The 18,137-nt window shown below is 71.3% G+C and carries 17 protein-coding genes and 3 pseudogenes; 9 read left to right on the top strand and 11 right to left on the bottom strand.

Going from position 1 to position 18,137, the window contains the following annotated elements:
• Positions 1 to 316 precede the first annotated feature (316 nt).
• Positions 317 to 901: a dihydrofolate reductase family protein gene (locus tag ACFW6P_RS05890; RefSeq protein ID WP_386352052.1), complete on the bottom strand. Its 585-nt coding sequence runs from the start codon at positions 899 to 901 to the stop codon at positions 317 to 319.
• 113 nt (positions 902 to 1,014) lie between these two features.
• On the opposite strand from ACFW6P_RS05890, the gene ACFW6P_RS05885 reads away from it, so the two are divergent.
• Complete coding sequence (locus tag ACFW6P_RS05885) at positions 1,015 to 1,668, top strand: TetR/AcrR family transcriptional regulator (protein WP_386352049.1); 654 nt, start codon at positions 1,015 to 1,017, stop codon at positions 1,666 to 1,668.
• Here the strand turns inward: ACFW6P_RS05885 and ACFW6P_RS05880 are convergent.
• Positions 1,665 to 2,279, bottom strand: a complete 615-nt coding sequence (locus ACFW6P_RS05880) for a GNAT family N-acetyltransferase (protein ID WP_386352047.1) — start codon at positions 2,277 to 2,279, stop codon at positions 1,665 to 1,667. The genes ACFW6P_RS05885 and ACFW6P_RS05880 overlap by 4 nt on opposite strands.
• A 698-nt stretch (positions 2,280 to 2,977) precedes the next feature.
• A pseudogene (locus tag ACFW6P_RS05875) lies at positions 2,978 to 3,664 on the bottom strand (cyclic nucleotide-binding domain-containing protein); the annotation flags it as partial.
• Between the two features lie 326 nt (positions 3,665 to 3,990).
• Between ACFW6P_RS05875 and ACFW6P_RS05870 the strand changes: the two are divergent.
• A complete protein-coding gene (locus ACFW6P_RS05870) occupies positions 3,991 to 4,914 on the top strand; it encodes a 1-aminocyclopropane-1-carboxylate deaminase/D-cysteine desulfhydrase (RefSeq protein WP_386355652.1) in 924 nt (307 codons plus the stop codon).
• 78 nt (positions 4,915 to 4,992) lie between these two features.
• Here the strand turns inward: ACFW6P_RS05870 and ACFW6P_RS05865 are convergent, their stop codons facing one another.
• The gene (locus ACFW6P_RS05865) at positions 4,993 to 6,591 is read right to left on the bottom strand and encodes a Na+/H+ antiporter (RefSeq protein ID WP_386355649.1); all 1,599 of its coding nucleotides are present in this window, start codon (positions 6,589 to 6,591) and stop codon (positions 4,993 to 4,995) included.
• 63 nt (positions 6,592 to 6,654) lie between these two features.
• Between ACFW6P_RS05865 and ACFW6P_RS05860 the strand changes: the two genes are divergently transcribed.
• The 3 genes from ACFW6P_RS05860 (at position 6,655) to ACFW6P_RS05850 (ending at position 8,756) form a co-directional block, all read left to right on the top strand.
• Positions 6,655 to 6,915 (top strand): UBP-type zinc finger domain-containing protein, encoded by a 261-nt coding sequence (locus tag ACFW6P_RS05860; RefSeq protein ID WP_386355646.1) that lies wholly within the window; start codon positions 6,655 to 6,657, stop codon positions 6,913 to 6,915.
• Between the two features lie 273 nt (positions 6,916 to 7,188).
• Complete coding sequence (locus ACFW6P_RS05855; RefSeq protein WP_356436328.1) at positions 7,189 to 7,602, top strand: anti-sigma regulatory factor; 414 nt, start codon at positions 7,189 to 7,191, stop codon at positions 7,600 to 7,602.
• Positions 7,603 to 7,619: 17 nt separating this feature from the next.
• Positions 7,620 to 8,756 (top strand): RNA polymerase sigma factor SigF, encoded by a 1,137-nt coding sequence (locus ACFW6P_RS05850; RefSeq protein ID WP_386423019.1) that lies wholly within the window; start codon positions 7,620 to 7,622, stop codon positions 8,754 to 8,756.
• 3 nt (positions 8,757 to 8,759) lie between these two features.
• Here ACFW6P_RS05850 and ACFW6P_RS05845 read toward each other — a convergent pair whose 3' ends face one another.
• Complete coding sequence (locus ACFW6P_RS05845) at positions 8,760 to 9,206, bottom strand: hypothetical protein (protein WP_386355639.1); 447 nt, start codon at positions 9,204 to 9,206, stop codon at positions 8,760 to 8,762.
• Between the two features lie 115 nt (positions 9,207 to 9,321).
• Between ACFW6P_RS05845 and ACFW6P_RS05840 the strand changes: the two genes are divergently transcribed.
• Positions 9,322 to 10,290: a diacylglycerol/lipid kinase family protein gene (locus ACFW6P_RS05840; RefSeq protein ID WP_386355636.1), complete on the top strand. Its 969-nt coding sequence runs from the start codon at positions 9,322 to 9,324 to the stop codon at positions 10,288 to 10,290.
• Between the two features lie 318 nt (positions 10,291 to 10,608).
• On the top strand, positions 10,609 to 10,866 hold the full coding sequence (locus tag ACFW6P_RS05835; protein WP_003992873.1) for a WhiB family transcriptional regulator: 258 nt from the start codon (positions 10,609 to 10,611) through the stop codon (positions 10,864 to 10,866).
• 252 nt (positions 10,867 to 11,118) lie between these two features.
• Here ACFW6P_RS05835 and ACFW6P_RS05830 read toward each other — a convergent pair whose 3' ends face one another.
• Positions 11,119 to 12,585 (bottom strand): sensor histidine kinase, encoded by a 1,467-nt coding sequence (locus ACFW6P_RS05830; RefSeq protein WP_386355664.1) that lies wholly within the window; start codon positions 12,583 to 12,585, stop codon positions 11,119 to 11,121.
• Between the two features lie 399 nt (positions 12,586 to 12,984).
• Positions 12,985 to 13,641 (bottom strand): TetR/AcrR family transcriptional regulator, encoded by a 657-nt coding sequence (locus ACFW6P_RS05825; protein ID WP_386355634.1) that lies wholly within the window; start codon positions 13,639 to 13,641, stop codon positions 12,985 to 12,987.
• A gap of 87 nt (positions 13,642 to 13,728) precedes the next feature.
• Here ACFW6P_RS05825 and ACFW6P_RS05820 point away from each other — a divergent pair.
• Positions 13,729 to 14,478 (top strand): annotated as a pseudogene (locus ACFW6P_RS05820) (SDR family oxidoreductase); the annotation flags it as partial.
• Between the two features lie 87 nt (positions 14,479 to 14,565).
• Here the strand turns inward: ACFW6P_RS05820 and ACFW6P_RS05815 are convergent.
• Positions 14,566 to 14,730 (bottom strand): annotated as a pseudogene (locus ACFW6P_RS05815) (glucosamine-6-phosphate deaminase); the annotation flags it as partial.
• A gap of 221 nt (positions 14,731 to 14,951) precedes the next feature.
• Between ACFW6P_RS05815 and nagB the strand changes: the two are divergent.
• Positions 14,952 to 15,737, top strand: a complete 786-nt coding sequence (gene nagB, locus ACFW6P_RS05810) for a glucosamine-6-phosphate deaminase (RefSeq protein ID WP_386355631.1) — start codon at positions 14,952 to 14,954, stop codon at positions 15,735 to 15,737.
• On the opposite strand, the gene ACFW6P_RS05805 is transcribed toward nagB, so the two are convergent.
• From ACFW6P_RS05805 to ACFW6P_RS05795, 3 genes are read right to left on the bottom strand one after another with little or no spacing between them, the layout of a single operon-like run.
• Positions 15,734 to 16,291 (bottom strand): hypothetical protein, encoded by a 558-nt coding sequence (locus ACFW6P_RS05805; protein WP_386355628.1) that lies wholly within the window; start codon positions 16,289 to 16,291, stop codon positions 15,734 to 15,736. The genes nagB and ACFW6P_RS05805 overlap by 4 nt on opposite strands.
• Complete coding sequence (locus ACFW6P_RS05800; protein WP_309097223.1) at positions 16,288 to 16,536, bottom strand: helix-turn-helix transcriptional regulator; 249 nt, start codon at positions 16,534 to 16,536, stop codon at positions 16,288 to 16,290. The genes ACFW6P_RS05805 and ACFW6P_RS05800 overlap by 4 nt, the downstream gene beginning before the upstream one ends.
• Before the next feature lie 58 nt (positions 16,537 to 16,594).
• Positions 16,595 to 18,133 (bottom strand): glycoside hydrolase family 3 protein, encoded by a 1,539-nt coding sequence (locus ACFW6P_RS05795; RefSeq protein ID WP_386355625.1) that lies wholly within the window; start codon positions 18,131 to 18,133, stop codon positions 16,595 to 16,597.
• Positions 18,134 to 18,137: the final 4 nt, after the last annotated feature.

Genomic DNA, 18,137 nt, shown 5'->3' with positions numbered 1-18,137 from the left:
CGGCCTCGGCGCTCGGCACGGGGCCTGGCTCAGGAGCTCTCCGCGACGGACGCTCCGGGGGCCGACTCCGGCTCTCCGGGCTTCTCAGCGGCAGGGACCGCCGTGGCGGGGCGGGTGTCATCGCCCGCGGCGGCACCGGGCGCGCTCTCCGCGCCGTACGCCGCGCACCCGGCGTTTCGGCAGGGGCCCGCCACCCACCGCGGAACCCATGCGCCCAGCGTCTTGTGGCGCCGGACGACCGTTTCCACTGGCTGTCCACAGCTGGGACAGACGTGTGCCTCGCTGTCCATGTCCCCAGCGTAGGCCGGGGGGCGGCTCAGCGCTTCCTGCCGTACGTCCGCACCAGTACGCCGTTGCCGAAGGTGCGCACCGACTCCAGCGTGAACTCCGAGATCGCGAACCCGGAGCCGAACATCGGCATGCCGGAGCCGTAGACGATGGGGTAGGTCTTGATGACGAGTTCGTCGATCTCGTCGAGCAGTTCGCCCGCGATCTGCGAGCCGCCGCACAGGTAGATGCCCAACTCCCCGTTCTCGGCCTTGAGTTCCCGGACCCTGCCGACCGGGTCGTCCGTGATGATCTCGACGTTGGGGTCGGGTGACTCCTTCAGGGTGCCGGAGGCGACGTACTCCCGCAGGTGGGCGTACGGGCTGGTGACGCCTTCCTTCAGGCCGACGCCGTAACTGCCGCGCCCCTGGATGACGGTGTCGAACCGCCGGTTCGGCAGGTCGTCGATGCCCATGGCCCGGCGGCCACGAGTCGCGAGGGTCTCCGGATACTCCGCCGTCAGGAAGGCGAGGAACTCCTCGTCGGCGAAGGGATACATCGACGACGCGTCGCCGGCCGGGTCCCCGATGAAGCCGTCGATGGAGCAGGCGATGAAGTACGTGAGCTTTCGCAAGTCGGTCTCTTTCCATAGGCTCCAGTCGAACCACTCCAGATGTAGTACTCCACCCGTCGTCGTTGCAAGGGATTAACCGCCTCGGGCCGCTGAATGGGCGGAAGGGACTCCACATGGCCAGCAATCCCGAGCGCCGGGCCGCGCTCGTCGACGCCGCCGTCGAGGTGCTCGCGCGCGAGGGTGCGCGCGGGCTGACGTTCCGCGCGGTGGACGCGGAGGCAGGGGTGCCCGTGGGCACCGCCTCCAACTACTTCACCGACCGCGCCGATCTGCTGCGCCAGATCGACACCCGGCTGCACGTACGGCTCGCGCCGGATCCCGACGTGGTCGCCGGGCTGCTCACCCGGCCGAAGGACCGCGCCCTGATCGCGGCCCTCATGCACGACCTCATGGGCCGCGCGACCCGCGACCGCACCGGCTACCTGGCCCTGATGGAGCTGCGCCTGGAGGCCACCCGGCGTCCCGAGCTCCTCGCCTCCTTCACCACGTCGGTACGCGGCGATCTGGAGGAGTCCATGGAGTTCCACCGCACGGCCGGGCTGCCGGGCGGCGACGAGTCCGTCGCCGTGCTGTACCTGGCCATGCTCGGGCTGCTCCTGGAGCATCTGACGCTGCCCGGCGTTCTGGACGGTGTACTGCCCGGGGTGTCGGTACCGGACGGGCTGGTGGAGCGGATCGTGACGACGGTGTTTCCGGAGAGGGCGCTCCCGGAGGCAGTGCTCCCGGAGGCGGTACTTCCGGAGGATGGCGGGGCGGAGAGTGCCTAGCCGGCCTGGTGGACCCTGGGCTCACGCCACATCGGCCACATGGCCGGGCCGTCCGGGAGGTCGATGACCCGGCCGGCGAGTGCGAAGCCCAGACGCTCGTACAGGGCACGGCTGCGGGCACTGCTCGCTTCAAGATAGGCGGGCAGTCCCTCGCGGTCGCAGCGCTCCAGTACCGACTCGATGAGCGCGGTGCCGAGCCCCTCGCCCTGGCGGTCGGGGGCCACGCCGATCATCCACAGGTACTCGTGGGCCCGCCCGGTGGGATGGACCGCCGCGGTCAGCCGGCCGATCAGCTCGATGCGCTCGTTGTCCGGATCGACGGCCTCCCGGACTTGGGCCGGCCCCTCGTCCTCGCCGTCGCCCTCATGACCGTCCTGCGCCGGTACGGACATCCACAGCGCGCAGGCGGAGCCGTCCTCGGCGACGTCCACCCGGCCGGCCGTCAGCACGATGTCGGTGAAGGCGGCCATCAGACCGGGATGATTGGCACGGCGTTCCTCCACCCCCGGGAAGACCCAGCCGCTCACGGGGTCGTCCTGGAACGCCTCGTCGAGGAGCCGGACGACCAGCCCCCGGTCTTCCTCGCTCGCCGTCCGGATCGCCACGCCCATGTTCCGCCCCTTCATTCGTCCTGACGGGCGTCGATCGTAGGGCGACGGGTGGCCCCCGTGCGGGGGCGGACGGGACCTTGGCGCAAACCTGATGAACGCATGTCCCGAACACGGCCGCGCGCGGTGGGGCGGATGAGAGGCGGGTCCCGCACACCGTGGGGCAGTGCGGGACCCGCCGACCGGAGCCCGGCGGCCGTGCGGGGTCAGGAACCGCACGGCCCCGGGCTCCGGGGATCAGCCCTCCGTTCGCCCGAAGGGTCACGAACTCCGGTCGGCAGCCCACGGGGCGGGTTGCCGATCGACACCTCTCGATGCCTCGATCGAGGTTTCCTCAGCCGAGGGCCGGTTCGTGCCCGGCCCTCGGCCTCGCGTCACGCCGGCAAGCGGCGGCCGACTCGCGTTCCACCTCGACCGCAGCCCACCAGCCACCGACCGGCTCCGGCCGACACCCGGCCGCTGTCCCATCGGCCACCGATCGTCTCTCACCAGGCCTGCGGCCCCTTGCTCATCAGCCGCGGCCCGTCCCGCGCCCGGCCCCCGGCCTTCTGCCTCGTCCTCTGCCGAGGGCCGACTCCCGTCCCGCCCGCGGCGGCCGCCGTATCGGCAGAGAGCCGGCTGAGGTCCGGCCTACGGCCGCTGCCCTGGCGGCCGCAGGCACGGCCCGGCCGGCAGGCCGACGGCCGACGCCTTGTCAACTGCTCCGCCCGGTTCTCGCCGTACTTGTTGGAGCGCTGCGCGGGAATCGAGCGGAGCGCCCGGAGGCGCTCGCGCAGCGTCTCCGAGCGCTCGGCGATCTGCGCGAACTCCTGACGGGGCAGGACGAGCACGGTGCAGGCGGTGAGTGCGCGGGCCGTGTACTCCCAGATCGCGTCCTCGTTCAGCAGGGCGTCGTCGCCGAAGTAGGCCCCGTCGGCGAGGATTCCGGGGGACTCGTCCTCCCCGTGGGGGCCCGTGCCGATCTTCTCGACCCTGCCGTGCGCCAGCCGGTACACCTCGTCGGCCTGGATGCCGAACGAGGCGATCACGTTGCCCGCGGGGATCTCCCTCTGGTCGCAGCGGCGGGCGACCTCGCGGAGCACATCGTCGTCCTCGTAGGACCGCAGGGCCGGAAGCTCGCCCAGCTCCGCGGGGATGACCTCGACACGGTCGCCGGTCGTGACGAACGTCAGCCGGCCGTCGCCCACCGCGAACGTCAGGCGCCGGTTCACCCGGTACGTACCGCCCTGGACGTCCACCCAGGGCAGCATCCGCAGCAGCCAGCGGGAACTGATCTCCTGCATCTGCGGCACGGACTTGGTGGTGGTGGCCAGGTTCCGCGCGGCCGCCGTGCCGAGACTCTGCTGCGGCTTGGTCCGCTCCGTGCGGACCTCTTCGCCTACCGACATAGAGAACTGCCCCTCCAGTTGTGGCCGACACCCATATGGCTCGGGCATCGAGGTGCGTGGACCAGCATTCCTCACGCAGAGTCATCGCGCTATTACACGAAAGAGCGGGAATGGATCTTCGTCACGCTGGGCAGACGGCCGCCCGTTCCAGCGCTCGGCGAGCCGCCGCAGGGCTCCGGGCCGGGTGGCGGCAGCCCGCCGGGACATGTCGCTCATGCGTCGGTGAGCGGGCCGGACCAGCCCCTGCGTGATCAGCCGTTCCCCGACCACCGGCAGCCCTGGAGGCGCCCCGGTGCCGGGTGCGGCCTCCAGGTGACAATGGCCCGGTGACCAGCCCCGACACCCCCAGCCCCGACACCCCCGGCCTCGCCGCGCTCGCGCCCCGGCTGCCGTCGCCGGTGCAGGACGTCCCCGACGACCGGTTCGCGCGCCGGGGCGTGCGGCTGCTGCTGAAGCGGGACGATCTGATCCACCCGGAGCTGATCGGCAACAAATGGCGCAAGCTGGCACCGAACCTGACGGCGGCGGCCGGCCGTACCGTCGTCACCTTCGGTGGTGCCTGGTCCAACCACCTGCGCGCCACGGCCGCTGCCGGGCGGCTGCTCGGCATCGCGACGGTGGGTGTCATACGCGGCGACGAGCTGGCCGGCCGGCTGCTCAACCCCTCGCTGGCCCGCTGCGCGGCCGACGGCATGCGCCTGCACTTCGTCGACCGGGCGACGTACCGCGACAAGGCGGATCCACGCGTCCTGGCCGGGATCCTGCGCGGGGCCGACGCCGTGGACGCGTACGTCGTCCCCGAGGGCGGCAGCAACGCCGAAGCCGTGCGCGGTTGCCAGGAGCTCGGCGCCGAGCTGCGCGGTGAGGCCGACGTCGTCGCGGTCGCCTGCGGAACCGGCGGCACCCTGGCGGGGCTGGCCGCCGGTCTCGCTCCCGGTCAGCGTGCCCTGGGCGTGCCGGTCCTCAAGGGCGGCTTCCTGGGCGCCGAGACCGAGGCCCTGCAACAGCGGGTCTTCGGCGCCAGGCGAGGCACCTGGAACCTGGACGACCGCTTCCACTTCGGGGGCTACGCGCGCGTGCCGGACGAGCTCGACGCGTTCGCCGCGGACTTCGAGGACCGCCACGGCCTGCCCGTCGAGCGTCTGTACGTGGCCAAACTGCTGTATGGACTGGTCGCTCTGACCGGTGAAGGCGCCTTCCCGCGCGGGACGACGGTGGCGGCCGTGATCACGGGCCGCCCTTTCCCGTGACGCCGCGGGACCTCGAAGGGTCGACAGCACCCGACGCCAGGGCCCGGCCATGGCACGCGCAGTACGGAGCCACCCGCCCTACGCCGCCTCCCGGAAGGCCGCCGCCTCCTCCAGGTCCAGCCGGCGCAGCAGAGTGCGGAGCATCTCGTCGTCGATGTGCCGGGCGTCCCGGAGCCTGACGAACACCTCGCGCTCGGCACTGATCATCTCCCGCGACAGGCGCCGGTAGGTGTCGTCCACGGACTCGCCGGTGATCGGGTTGGACTGCCCGAGCCGTTCCCAGACGGCGTTGCGGCGGCGTTCCAGGACGGTGCGCAGCCGCTCGGCGAGGGGGGCGGGCAGGGCGTTGCGCTCGTCGGTGAGGAGCTCCTCAAGACGCCGCTCGGCGGCCCGGGAGGCCTGCGCCTGGGCGTTGGCCTCGGCGAGCGTCTCGGCCTGCGCGTCCCGTCCCGGGAATTTCAGCAGCCGGATCAGCGGGGGCAGGGTCAGGCCCTGCACGACCAGGGTGCCGATGACCGTCGTGAACGTGAGGAAGAGGATCAGGTTGCGCTGGGGGAAGGGCACCTTCCCGTCGTGCATGGTCAGCGGGATCGAGAAGGCGATGGCCAGGGAGACCACGCCCCGCATCCCGGCCCACGCGATGACGCAGGGCCCTTTCCAGGTGGGGTCGTCCTCCCGGTTCCGGACCCGCGCCGACAGCAGCCGCGGCAGGAAGGTCGCCGGGTACACCCACAGGAACCGGGCCGCGACGACCACCAGGAAGACGACGGCCGCGTACCAGGCGGCCTGGGATCCCTCGTACTCCCCCAGCCCCCTGAGCACCACCGGCAGCTGCAGCCCGATCAGCGCGAACACCGCCGACTCCAGGACGAAGGCGACCATCTTCCACACCGCCTCCTCCTGCAGGCGGGTGGCGAAGTCCACCTCCCACGCGCGGTGCCCCAGGTAGAGCGCGACGACGACGACCGCGATGACGCCGGAGGCGTGCAGCTGCTCGGCGACGGCGTACGCGACGAACGGGATCAGCAGGGAGAGCGTGTTCTGCGGGAGCGGGTCCTTCACGTGCGTGCGCAGCCAGTGGATCGGCGCCATGAGCACCAGGCCGACCACGAGACCGCCGACCGCGGCGAGCAGGAACTCGCCGACGCCCTCGGCCCAGGTGGCGCCCTCGCCGACGGCGGCGGCCAGGGCGACGCGGTAGGCGGTGATCGCGGTGGCGTCGTTCAGCAGGGACTCGCCCTGGAGGATCGTGGTGATGCGCGAGGGCAGCCCGACCCGGCGTGCCACCGCGGTCGCCGCGACCGCGTCCGGAGGTGCCACGACCGCGCCGAAGACGAGGGCCGCGGTCAGCGGGAGCTCCGGCACGAGCAGGTACAGGGCCCAGCCGACGGCGAAGGTCGCGAACAGCACGTACCCGACGGACAGCATCGCGACCGGCCGCAGCTGAGCCCTCAGGTCGAGGTAGGAACTCTCGGTGGCGGCCGTGTGCAGCAGCGGGGGCAGGATGAGCGGCAGGACGATGTGCGGGTCGAGGGTGTAGTCGGGCACCCCTGGGACGTAGCTGACGGCCAGACCGGCCGCGACCAGCAGCAGAGGTGCCGGCACCGGCGTGCGCCGCCCGGCCGCGGCGATCGCCGTACTGCCCGCGATCAGCAGCAGCAGTGGCATCACGTCCATCGTTCTCGCCCGCCCTCGATTTTTCGACGCGGTCTTCCGCGCGACCGTCGTAACCTGGCCATCATGAAACAGTGCACGCACACCGACGCGCTGCCGCAGTCCGCACCCGTCCCGCTCAGCGAGACGTGTCCGGAGTGCCTGGCGGAGGGCATGGAGCCGGTGCAGCTCCGGCTGTGCCTCACCTGTGGCCACGTCGGTTGCTGCGACTCCTCGCCGGGGCGGCACGCGGCGGGGCACCACAAGGAGTCCGGGCACCCCGTGATGCAGACGCACGAACCCGGCGAGACCTGGCGATGGTGTTTCGTCGACCATGTCCTGGTGTGACACGGCAGAATCCCGACGCAGGACGGTCGACCAGGACGGTTCGACGGTCTGACGTCTGGGTACGTCAACCCGGCGCGCGCTCTTCCCATTTGGGCCCACCCAACCCCTAGACACGGAGAGTGTCCACAGGTTTACTGTGAGTGACGGCACGGGGTCGGGGTCCCGGGGACAGGACCGTCGACAGCGCGATAGCGTCACCGCTGAACCACGTATCGCGTTATCCCGGGGGGCGACCCTCGGCCCTGAAACGCTCGTACCACCATGGAGGTGAGGGTGTCCGAGATCGCAGGCGAGCCCGCGACCCAGGACTTCGTGGAAGTCCGGCTGCCGGCCGCGGGTGCCTACCTGTCGGTGCTGCGTACGGCCACGGCCGGCCTCGCGGCCCGTTTGGACTTCACCCTCGACGAGATCGAGGATCTGCGCATCGCGGTGGACGAGGCCTGCGCGATCCTGCTGCAGCAGGCCGTGCCCGGCTCGGTGCTCAGCTGTGTGTTCCGCCTCGTCGACGACTCGCTCGAGGTCACCGTCTCGGCGCCGACCACGGACGGCCACGCGCCGTCGCGGGACACCTTCGCCTGGACCGTCCTGTCCGCGCTGGCGGGCAAGGTCTCCTCCGCCGTGGACAAGGACAAAACCGTTTCGATCAGCCTCTACAAACAGCGCGGCGCGGGACCCGGGCCGGCGTGAGGAAAGAGGACGGGCCGGTGCGGGACGAAGAGCGCGGCACACGAGAGCTGCCGGCCGAGGGCACGGGCATGGTTGGTCCGGCCGGAACCCGGCGTATGGCGGACGGTATCGACGGCATCCCCGAGCAGGCCCGCCCGCACCCCGAGGACGACTCCCCGGAGGCCGTCCGTCCGGGCGGGGGACGGGCGGACCAGCGCCATGTCACGCGGAGCGCGCCACCGGGCGGGGGGATCACCGCGTCTCCGGTCCAGGGGGGTCCCCCCTCTCACGCGAAGCCGAGAGGGGCGGCGGAGGCGAGGGCTCGGGGAAGGGCGACGGGCGGGACGATGAGCGAGCACCAGCGACACTCCGAGGACGAGAAGCCGAGCGCACACCACTCGCAGGGCGCGCAGCACGGCTCTCCGGACCGCAGCGGGGCGCGCGAGATGTTCCTCAAGCTGCGCACCCTGAGCAGCGGCAGCCCGGAGTACGCGGAGCTCCGCAACCAGCTGGTCCGGATGCACCTCCCGCTGGTGGAGCACCTCGCACGGCGCTTCCGCAACCGCGGCGAGCCGCTGGACGACCTCACCCAGGTCGCCACGATCGGCCTCATCAAATCGGTCGACCGCTTCGACCCGGACCGCGGCGTGGAGTTCTCCACCTACGCGACGCCGACGGTCGTGGGCGAGATCAAGCGGCACTTCCGCGACAAGGGCTGGGCCGTGCGCGTGCCGCGCCGGCTGCAGGAGCTGCGCCTGGCGCTCACCACGGCCACGGCCGAGCTGTCACAGCTGCACGGCCGCTCCCCCACCGTCCACGAACTCGCCGAGAAGCTGGCGATCTCGGAGGAGGAGGTCCTGGAGGGCCTGGAGTCCGCCAACGCGTACTCCACGCTGTCCCTGGACGTCCCCGACACCGACGACGAGTCGCCGGCGGTCGCCGACACCCTCGGGGCGGAGGACGAGGCGCTGGAGGGCGTGGAGTACCGCGAGTCCCTCAAGCCGCTGCTGGAGGACCTTCCGCCGCGCGAGAAGCGGATCCTGCTGCTGCGGTTCTTCGGCAACATGACCCAGTCGCAGATCGCGCAGGAGGTCGGCATCTCCCAGATGCACGTCTCCCGTCTGCTGGCGCGCACGCTCGCGCAACTGCGGGAAAAGCTCCTCGTCGAGGAGTGACGGCTACTTCTCGCCGTCGCCGGCGTGACCGGGCCCGCGGATCCCGAGGGCCCGGGTCGTCTCGGGGTTCACCAGCAGCACGAGCGAGGCCACGGCCACGACGGCGAGGGCGATCCCGCCGGGAATGGCCATGCTGTCGGCCTGCAGCAGGTTGTAGGCGACCGGCAGCGCCAGGAGCTGGGTGATGACGGCCGGACCGCGGCTCCAGCTGCGCAGGGCGAGCAGTCCACGGGCCGCGAGGAGCGGCAGCAGCGCGAGCGCGACCAGCGTGACACCCCCGGTGACGGCCTGCTGCCGGTCGTCCGGATGCCCCGTGAAGCCCAGGACGAGGATCCAGACCCCGCCGACGACCAGCGCGAGCCCCTCCAGGGCGGCGAGCAGCGCGGCGTACGTCAGCCGCCGGGGGCGGCCGGTGGTGTCCTCGGTCGTGGGGGTCTGCTCACTGCTCACCCTTGAAGAGTAGCCCTCGCCCGGCGTACCCCCGTGGTGAGGTTCACCCCCGCCCTCCTGCCTGACCCCCACCTCGCTCTGGGCCAGGTACCACCCAGTAGGTACGCTGCCAGTCATGCGTGCACTCCTCGTGGTCAACCCGGCGGCAACCACCACCAGTGCGCGCACACGCGACGTACTGATCCACGCGCTCGCCAGCGAGATGAAGCTGGAGGCGGTCACCACGGAGTACCGCGGCCACGCCCGCGACCTGGGCCGTCAGGCGGCGGACAGCGACGACATCGACCTGGTGGTGGCCCTCGGCGGCGACGGCACGGTCAACGAGGTGGTCAACGGCCTGCTGCACGGCGGTCCCGCCCCGGAGCACCTGCCCGGCCTCGCCGTGGTCCCGGGCGGCTCCACGAACGTTTTCGCCCGCGCCCTCGGCCTGCCGAACGACGCCGTGGAGGCCACCGGCGCCCTGCTGGACGCCCTGCGCGACGGCAGCGAACGGACCGTGGGCCTGGGCCTGACCTCGGGCACGCCGGGCACGGAGGACGAGTCGGTGCCGTCCCGCTGGTTCACGTTCAACGCGGGCCTGGGCTTCGACGCGGGGGTGGTCGGCCGGGTGGAACAGCACCGCGAGCGCGGCCGGAAGTCCACCCACGCCCTGTACGTGCGCCAGGTGGTGCGTCAGCTGCTGGGCGAGCCGAACCGCACGAGCGGGACGATCACCCTCGAGCGGGCCGGCGAGGAACCGGTGACCGATCTGGTGCTGTCCATAGTCTCGAACACCTCCCCGTGGACGTTTCTGGGGAATCGCCCGATCTACGCGGCACCTAAGGCCTCGTTCGATACCGGCCTCGACATCTTCGCTCTCAGCCGCCTGTCGACCGCCGCCGTTGCCCGGTATGGCACCCAGTTGCTCACTTCGTCCCCCGAGCGGGGACCCAAGGGTAAACACGCCACCTCGCTGCACGACTTGACGCAGTTCACCTTGCATTCGAAGGTGCCCCTGCCCCTCCAGATGGACGGTGACCACCTGGGGCTGCGAACCAGCGTGACGTTCACAGGCGTACGCCGTGCACTGCGTGTGATTGTGTGAGCAGAACTGGCTAAAGTCCTTTCACTCGAACGTTTAGGCCAGGGTCCACCCCATGGAAGTACGGCTGTGACCTAGTCGACACCGAAGAATCAAAAAAAACTTTCCGGTAGGGGTTGTATCCGCCGCTGAGGTTTGCGAGTCTCTACGTGGCGATCGGGACGGCCCGCGACATCGGCCTCCACTGATCACCGGAACCCCTCTTCAACTCACCGGACCCACGCCGGGGAACTGGCGATCGGCCCTTCACTTGTTGAGGGATTCGTGAAAGCGTTCACATTCACAAGCACTTGCACGTAATATCAAGGAGAGGTAGCAGCCATGGACTGGCGTCACAACGCCGTTTGCCGCGAGGAAGACCCCGAGCTCTTCTTCCCCATCGGCAACACCGGTCCTGCGCTGCTGCAGATCGAGGAAGCCAAGGCCGTCTGCCGTCGCTGCCCGGTGATCGAGCAGTGTCTGCAGTGGGCGCTCGAGTCCGGTCAGGACTCCGGCGTCTGGGGTGGTCTCAGCGAGGACGAGCGCCGCGCCATGAAGCGCCGCGCCGCCCGCAACCGGGCTCGTCAGGCCTCCGCCTGACATCCCACCCCTGCTGACAGCCTGAGCTTGGCGGCGCGTGTGCCTGTCGGCATCACTTCGCTGACGGCGAGTACGCATCTCCCGCCCCCGAGCCGCAGCGCGCAGTTCCCCCGATGCGCTTAGTTAAGCAGCAACGAGCTTAAGCCCCGGTCCACTCGATGGCCCGGGGCTCAATGCTTTCCAGCGGCCGGCTCACCTTCTCCGGTCCTTGGGGCTGTTCACCTCTTGGATCTGTTCACCCCTCGGCCCGGTTCACTTCTGGGACCGCACCGGAATGTCCAAGATCACACGGGTGCCGCGCTCCGGGGCCGGGACCATGTCGAAGGTGCCGCCCAACTCGCCCTCCACCAGAGTGCGCACGATCTGCAGCCCGAGATTGCCGGCGGTGTGCGGATCGAAGCCCGTCGGCAGTCCCACGCCGTCGTCCTGGACGGTGACCAGCAGGCGGGCCTCCTTCGTGGTGCCGCCGCGGACCGCCGCCACCTCGACCGAACCGGTGTCGCCCTCACGGAAGCCGTGTTCCAGCGCGTTCTGAAGGACCTCGGTCAGCACCATCGACAGCGGAGTGGCGACCTCCGCGTCGAGGATGCCGAAGCGTCCGGTGCGCCGGCCGGTGACCTTGCCGGGGGAGATCTCCGCCACCATCGCCAGCACGCGGTCGGCGATGTCGTCGAACTCGACGCGTTCGTCCAGGTTCTGGGAGAGCGTCTCGTGGACGATCGCAATCGATCCGACCCGGCGCACCGCCTCCTCGAGAGCCTCGCGGCCGCGGTCGGACTCGATGCGGCGGGCCTGGAGCCGGAGCAGGGCCGCCACGGTCTGGAGGTTGTTCTTGACCCGGTGGTGGATCTCGCGGATGGTCGCGTCCTTGGTGATCAACTCGCGTTCGCGGCGACGCAGTTCCGTGACGTCACGGAGGAGCACCAGCGAGCCGATGCGGGTGCCCTTGGGTTTGAGAGGGATCGCCCGGAACTGGATCACCCCGTAGTTGGCCTCGATCTCGAACTCGCGGGGCGCCCAGCCGCTGGCAACCTTGGCCAGCGCCTCGTCCACCGGCCCCCGCGTCGGGGCGAGTTCCGCGGTGGTCCTGCCGAGGTGCTGGCCGACGAGGTCGGAGGCGAGCCCGAGCCGGTGGTAGGCGGACAGGGCGTTCGGGGAGGCGTACTGGACGATGCCGTCGGCGTCGACCCGGATCAGTCCGTCGCCCACCCGGGGCGAGGCGTCCATGTCGAGCTGCTGGTTCGCGAACGGGAAGGAACCAGCAGCGATCATCTGTGCGAGGTCGGAGGCGCTCTGCAGGTACGTGAGCTCCAGCCGGCTGGGGGTGCGGACGGTGAGGAGATTGGTGTTGCGCGCGATGACCCCGAGGACGCGCCCCTCCCGCCGCACGGGGATCGACTCGACGCGGACGGGGACCTCCTCGCGCCACTCCGGGTCGCCCTCGCGCACGATGCGGCCCTCGTCGAGGGCTGTGTCCAGCATCGGCCGGCGGCCGCGCGGGACGAGATGACCCACCATGTCGTCCTGGTACGAGGTCGGGCCGGTGTTGGGCCGCATCTGCGCGACCGAGACGTACCGGGTGCCGTCGCTGGTGGGGACCCAGAGGACCAGGTCGGCGAAGGAGAGGTCGGAGAGCAGCTGCCACTCCGAGACCAGCAGGTGCAACCACTCGAGAGCGGTGTCGTCGAGAGCGGTGTGCTGGCGTACGAGTTCGTTCATGGAGGGCACGGGGCGAGCGTACCCGGGCGTTCGTACGGCCCTGAAATACAAGGGGTCCGGGACATCGGCGGCCCCGGGCCGACGGATCTTCGGAACACCCGCGGGCCGCGGCGCTGAGAGGGACCCTCAACCCTCCCGGCACCGCAGCCCGGAGCAGTATCGGCCGTGGGGTGTGCGGTCCCGGTCGGCCGAAGGATGAGGAGCCGGGGCAGTCAGGGCAGAGAGCCTCGGTTCCTCGATCCGCCTTCCTGTGCGGGGAAGGCGGAGGCTGGTGCGCGTCGCACACGCGCTCTCATGACGCATTGTGGACTAGACCACTCACGGGTGTCCATGCGTGGGAGGCTTTTTGTCGTTGTCACTTCGGCGCCCCGCCGGACAGGCGAGCGTCCACCACGCAGCCTAACCCGTACGGGTTCCCGTGCGGGGCCAGATGGACATGGCAATTTCGGCGACCGCCGCCAGTTCCTCCCGGCTCGCCCCGTCCCGCGCCTGTTGTGACATGCCCTGGATCATCGCCCCGGTATGGCGCGCCAGCGCGGCGGCATCGGTGTCCGGTGGCAGCACACCGGCGGCCACGTCGGCTCTGATGCGGCTCTCGAACGCGGCGATGTCGGCGTTGCGGCGCTCCCGCAGCGACTGTTCGACCTCGGGGGTCGAACAGTTCGCGGCGGCGTGCACCACGAGACAGCCGTGCGGATGGCCGGACTCCGTGTAGGCGGTGGCCGCCTCGCGCAGCGTGCGCGCGACGGCGGCCCGTGCGGTGGGCTCCTCGGCGAGAGCCCGGTCGGCGAACGACCCGTAGCGCGCGCCGTAGACGCGCACGACCTCGTCGAAGAGGGACCGCTTGTCACCGAAGGCCGCGTAGAGGCTGGGGGCGCCGATGTCCATGACGCGGGTGAGGTCGGAGACGGACGTCGCCTCGTAGCCGTGCTCCCAGAAGGCGAGGAGGGCCTTCTCCAGCGCGGTCCCACGATCGAAGGAGCGGGGGCGCCCGCGAGGCCTTCCCCTGGGCTGGCCCGCGGCGTTCGTTCCGCCCTCGTTCACCATGGGGTGCATTTTATAGCGGGCACTAGAGAAATGTCTGCGGGCTGCTGTACGGTCATTTCTGTAGCGACCACTAGCTAAATGCGAGGGGGGGCCGCCATGGGCGCGCTCACGGGCAGGACGGCACTCGTCCAGGGGGGCGAGCAGGGGCATCGGTCGAGGGATCGCCGAGCGGCTGGCGCGGGACGGCGCGCGGGTCGCGGTGCACTACGGCAGGAACGGGACGGCTGCGAAGGAGACGGTGGCGGCGATCGAGGCGGAGGGGGGCTCTGCGTTCGCCCAGGGCGCCGAGCTGGGCACACCCGGGGACGCCGAGGCGCTCTGGGAGCGGTTCGACCGGCACGCGGACGGCCTGGACGTCCTGGTGCACAACGCGGGGATCGGCACCTCGCGTCCGATCCCGGAGCTGGAGGAGCGGGAGTACGACGAGATCTTCGCGGTGAACGTGAAGGCGCCGTTCTTCATCGTCAAGCACGGCATGAGGCGGCTGCGGGACTGCGGCCGTGTCGTCAACGTCTCGTCGGGGCTCGCCCGTACCGCGGTGATACCGGACAACGCGGCGTACGCCATGACGAAGGGCGCGCTGGACGTCCTCTCCCGCGACCTGTCCAAGGTGCTGGCCCCCGGGGCATCACGGTGAACTCGGTGGCGCCGGGGATCATCGATACCGACAACACGGCGGGCCTGCTGCGCGGAAGTCCCGATGGCTGGGCGAGGGCAGTGGCGATATCGGCGCTCGGCGGAGCGGGGAAGCCCACCGAGGTCGCCGACGTGGTGGCGCTCCTCGTCGCGGACGCGGCGCGATGGGTGACGGGGAGCTGGGTCGATGTGACGGGCGGTTCGCTGACTCAGCCGGCTCCGGGTCCACTGGGGCCAGGAGTCGTCCGGTGGTGCGTCCCCTGCCCCATGGTGCATGGGTCGGCTCCCCCTGCGCCCTCAGCGGGTCTGCGTCACCTTCACCAAGGCGCGCGGTGCGTCCGGGTCCGAGCCGCGCGCGATCGTGGTCTCGTAGGCGAGCCGTTGCAGGGGGATGGCCTCCAGGACAGGCTGGGCCTCCACGGGCACGCCGTCCGTGGGCAGCACGAACCCGGCCACGCCCGCGGCCGCGCCGGCCTCCTTCCGGGGTGCGGGCGGCCGCACCTTCCGTTCCACTCCCCCGGTCCGGGGCGCGCCCGCGCAAGACCCTGACCTCCCCGGGAGCGGCCGCCGTCACCCTGGGAGCGACGTCCCCGCTCTGTTAGATTGGTCTAAACCACATGACCCATTGACGCCTCCCAGGTCCAGTCCCAGGTGAGCATCTCTCTCAGATCGGCAGGTCCAGCGTGGAAGTTGTCATCGTCCCGGACGCCAAGGCGGGCGGCGAGCTCATCGCCGAGGCCATGGCCCAGCTGCTCCGTCGCAAGCCCGACGCACTGCTCGGCGTGGCGACCGGATCGACGCCGCTGCCCGTGTACGAGGCGCTGGCGGCCAAGGTGCGCTCCGGTGCCGTGGACGTCTCGCGGGCGCGCATAGCCCAGCTCGACGAGTACGTGGGGCTGCCCGCCGACCACCCGGAGTCCTACCGCTCGGTGCTGCGGCGGGAGGTGCTGGAGCCGCTCGGGATCGGCATGGGCCGGTTCACGGGGCCGGACGGCACGGCCGAGGACGTGCCGGGGGCGTGCGCGGCGTACGACACGGCGCTGTCGGACGCCGGGGGTGTGGACCTTCAGCTGCTCGGCATCGGGACCGACGGGCACATCGGGTTCAACGAGCCGTGCTCGTCGCTGGCGTCGCGGACGCGGATCAAGACGCTGACCGAGCAGACCCGGATCGACAACGCCCGCTTCTTCGGCGGCGACATCGATCAGGTGCCGCACCACGTGATCACGCAGGGCATAGGCACCATCCTGGAGGCCCGCCACCTGGTGCTGCTCGCCACCGGCGAAGGCAAGGCTGACGCGGTCGCGGCGACGGTGGAGGGACCGGTCGCGGCGGTCTGCCCGGCGTCCGCGCTCCACCTCCACCCGCATGCGACCGTCGTCGCCGACGAGGCCGCCGCGTCGAAGCTGAAGCTGGCGGACTACTTCCGGCACACGTACGTCAACAAGCCGGAGTGGCAGGGCATCTAGCCGCCGGATCCGGCTCCTTGGACGTCCGCTCCGCTGACGTCGTCCTCGGCCGGCTCGTCCTGGGCACGGAGGCCGGCCACCCACAGGGGCATGACCCAGTGGACGACGAGGACGGCGATGAGGAGGGGCGCCGCGTAGGCCGTCGGGGCGTCACCGGCGAGCCCGCCGGTGATCAGCAGGGCGGCGGCCGCGGTGAGCAGGAGCAGGGTCGTGATGCGGTGGGACCGGGCCAGGACGCGATCGCGTTCCGCCGACTGCCGCTCGTCGAGGACGTGTTCGCGCAGTTCCAGCAGACCTCGGGTGGCGCCGTTGATGACGCCGGTGGCGACCATCCAGGGCAGGAGCAGCACCGCCATCACGGGGACGGTCCACAGCGGCTCCCCCTCGGCGAGGAACAGGTAGGCCATCAGCCCGCCGAGGGCCAGGGTGAGCGCGACGTGGATGGCGACGGCCAGGCGGCGACGGGCGGCCGTGGCGTACCAGGCGGCCCCGCGGCGGTCGTTCATCAGCCGCAGCATGCTCCGGTCGTAGCGGGTCAGGCGTGGTGTCGTCATGGCTGGTTCCTCCCGTAGACCTCGTCCGTGAGCGGCCGGAACGGTTCGAGGGAGAACAGGGCCTCGACCGGAAGTCCGAAGAACCTGGAGATCTTCAGCGCCAGGTCGAGGCTCGGGTTGTACTGCCCCCGCTCGATGTAGCCGATGGTCTGGTAGTGGGCTCCCACCGCCTCGGCCAGGCTCTGGCGCGACACCTTCCGTTCGGCACGCACCATGGCCAACCTGTTGTGCACCTGCTCGCTCATGTATAAGAAGTACTACATTCAGGGGCAGCTCTACAACCGCTGATCCGGAGTGTGCGGTCTACGGACCCGTGACTCCCGCGATCACCTCGGCCGCCGCCCGCCCGCAGACGCGGGCCGCGCCGTGGGTGGCGATGTGGAGTGCGCCGCGGGGTCCGGCCTGCGGGACGCCCATCTCGACGATGATCGTGTCGGGGCGGACGGCCAGCAGGGTGTCGAGAGCGGAGGACATCCAGGGGTGGCGGTGTTCGTCGCGGACGACGGCGACGATGCGGCGTGGCCCGGCCGCCTGGAGGGCGGCGCGGCCGGCGTTCTCCCCGGCTTCGCGCTCCGGACCGTCCGCGGCGGAGAAGCTGCCCGTGACCGTTCCGGGCAGGAGGTGGACGAGTTCGGCGGCGACACCCCAGGGGGTCTCGTCGCCGACGGCGATGTTGGCGACGGGGGTGAGGGCGGCGACGTAGGGAGGTGCGGTGAGTGGCTCGAAGGCCGAGGGGCTGCCCAGGCCGGGGGCGGCGGTGACCGTCAGGGCGCGGCGCGCGGCGTGCAGGCCGATCTCGCCACAGCCGAAGTCCTCGGGCGAGGGGCCTGCCGTGCCCGTCCAGGCGGCCAGGGTGCGCACCCGTTCGGCGGCTTCGGCGAGGCGTTCCTCCGGGAGGTCGCCCGCGCGGACCGCGGCGACCAGGGCGTCCCGCAGGCGGAGCACGGTGGCGTTGTCGGCGAGGCCGCCACCGACGCAGATCGCGTCGGCTCCCGCGGCGATGGCGAGGACGCTGCCGCGTTCGATGCCGTAGGTGCCGGCGATGGCGCGCATCTCCATGCCGTCGGTGACGATGAGGCCGTCGTAGCCGAGTGCGCCGCGGAGCAGGCCGCTGAGGATGCGGTGCGAGAGGGTGGCCGGGCGGTCGGGGTCGAGCGCCGGGACGAGGATGTGGGCACTCATGACGGCCCGTGTGCCCGCGGCGACGGCCGCACGGAACGGGGTCAGTTCACGCTCGGCCAGCACCTCTGCGGAGACGTCGATGCGCGGCAGGGCGTGATGGGAGTCGACGGCAGTGTCGCCGTGCCCCGGGAAGTGCTTGGTGCAGGCGGCGACCCCGGCGGACTGCAGGCCCGTGACGTAGGCGGCGGTGTGCCGGGCGGCCAGGGCGGTGTCGGCGCCGAAGGAACGCACGCCGATGACCGGGTTGCGCGGGTCGGAGTTCACGTCGGCGGAGGGGGCCCAGTTGAGGTTGACGCCGCAGGCGGCGAGGCGGCGGCCCAGTTCGTGGGCGACCTGGTGGGTCAGCTCCACGTCGTCGACCGCGCCGAGGGCGTGGTTGCCCGGGAAGGAGGAGCCGCTGCGCACCTCCAGGCGGGTCACGTCACCGCCCTCCTCGTCGATCGCGACCAGGACGTCGTCGCGCTCGGCCCGCAGCTGAGCGGTCAGGGCGGCCAGTTGGCCGGGTGAGGCGATGTTGCGGCCGAACAGTCCGACGGAGGCGAGGCCCTCACCGAGCCGGCGCAGCAGCCAGTCGGGGGCGGTGGTCCCGGTGAAGCCGGGCTGCAGGACGGTCAGGGCGTCGCGGGTGAGCGTGTCGGTGCCGCTGGCGAGTGTCGTCATCGGG

The sequence above is a fragment of the Streptomyces sp. NPDC058741 genome (assembly GCF_042746715.1).
In the GTDB taxonomy this organism is placed as follows: Bacteria; Actinomycetota; Actinomycetes; order Streptomycetales; family Streptomycetaceae; genus Streptomyces.
The sequence above is the reverse complement of the archived record's forward strand: the minus strand, read 5'-3'. Positions and strand labels throughout refer to the sequence as shown.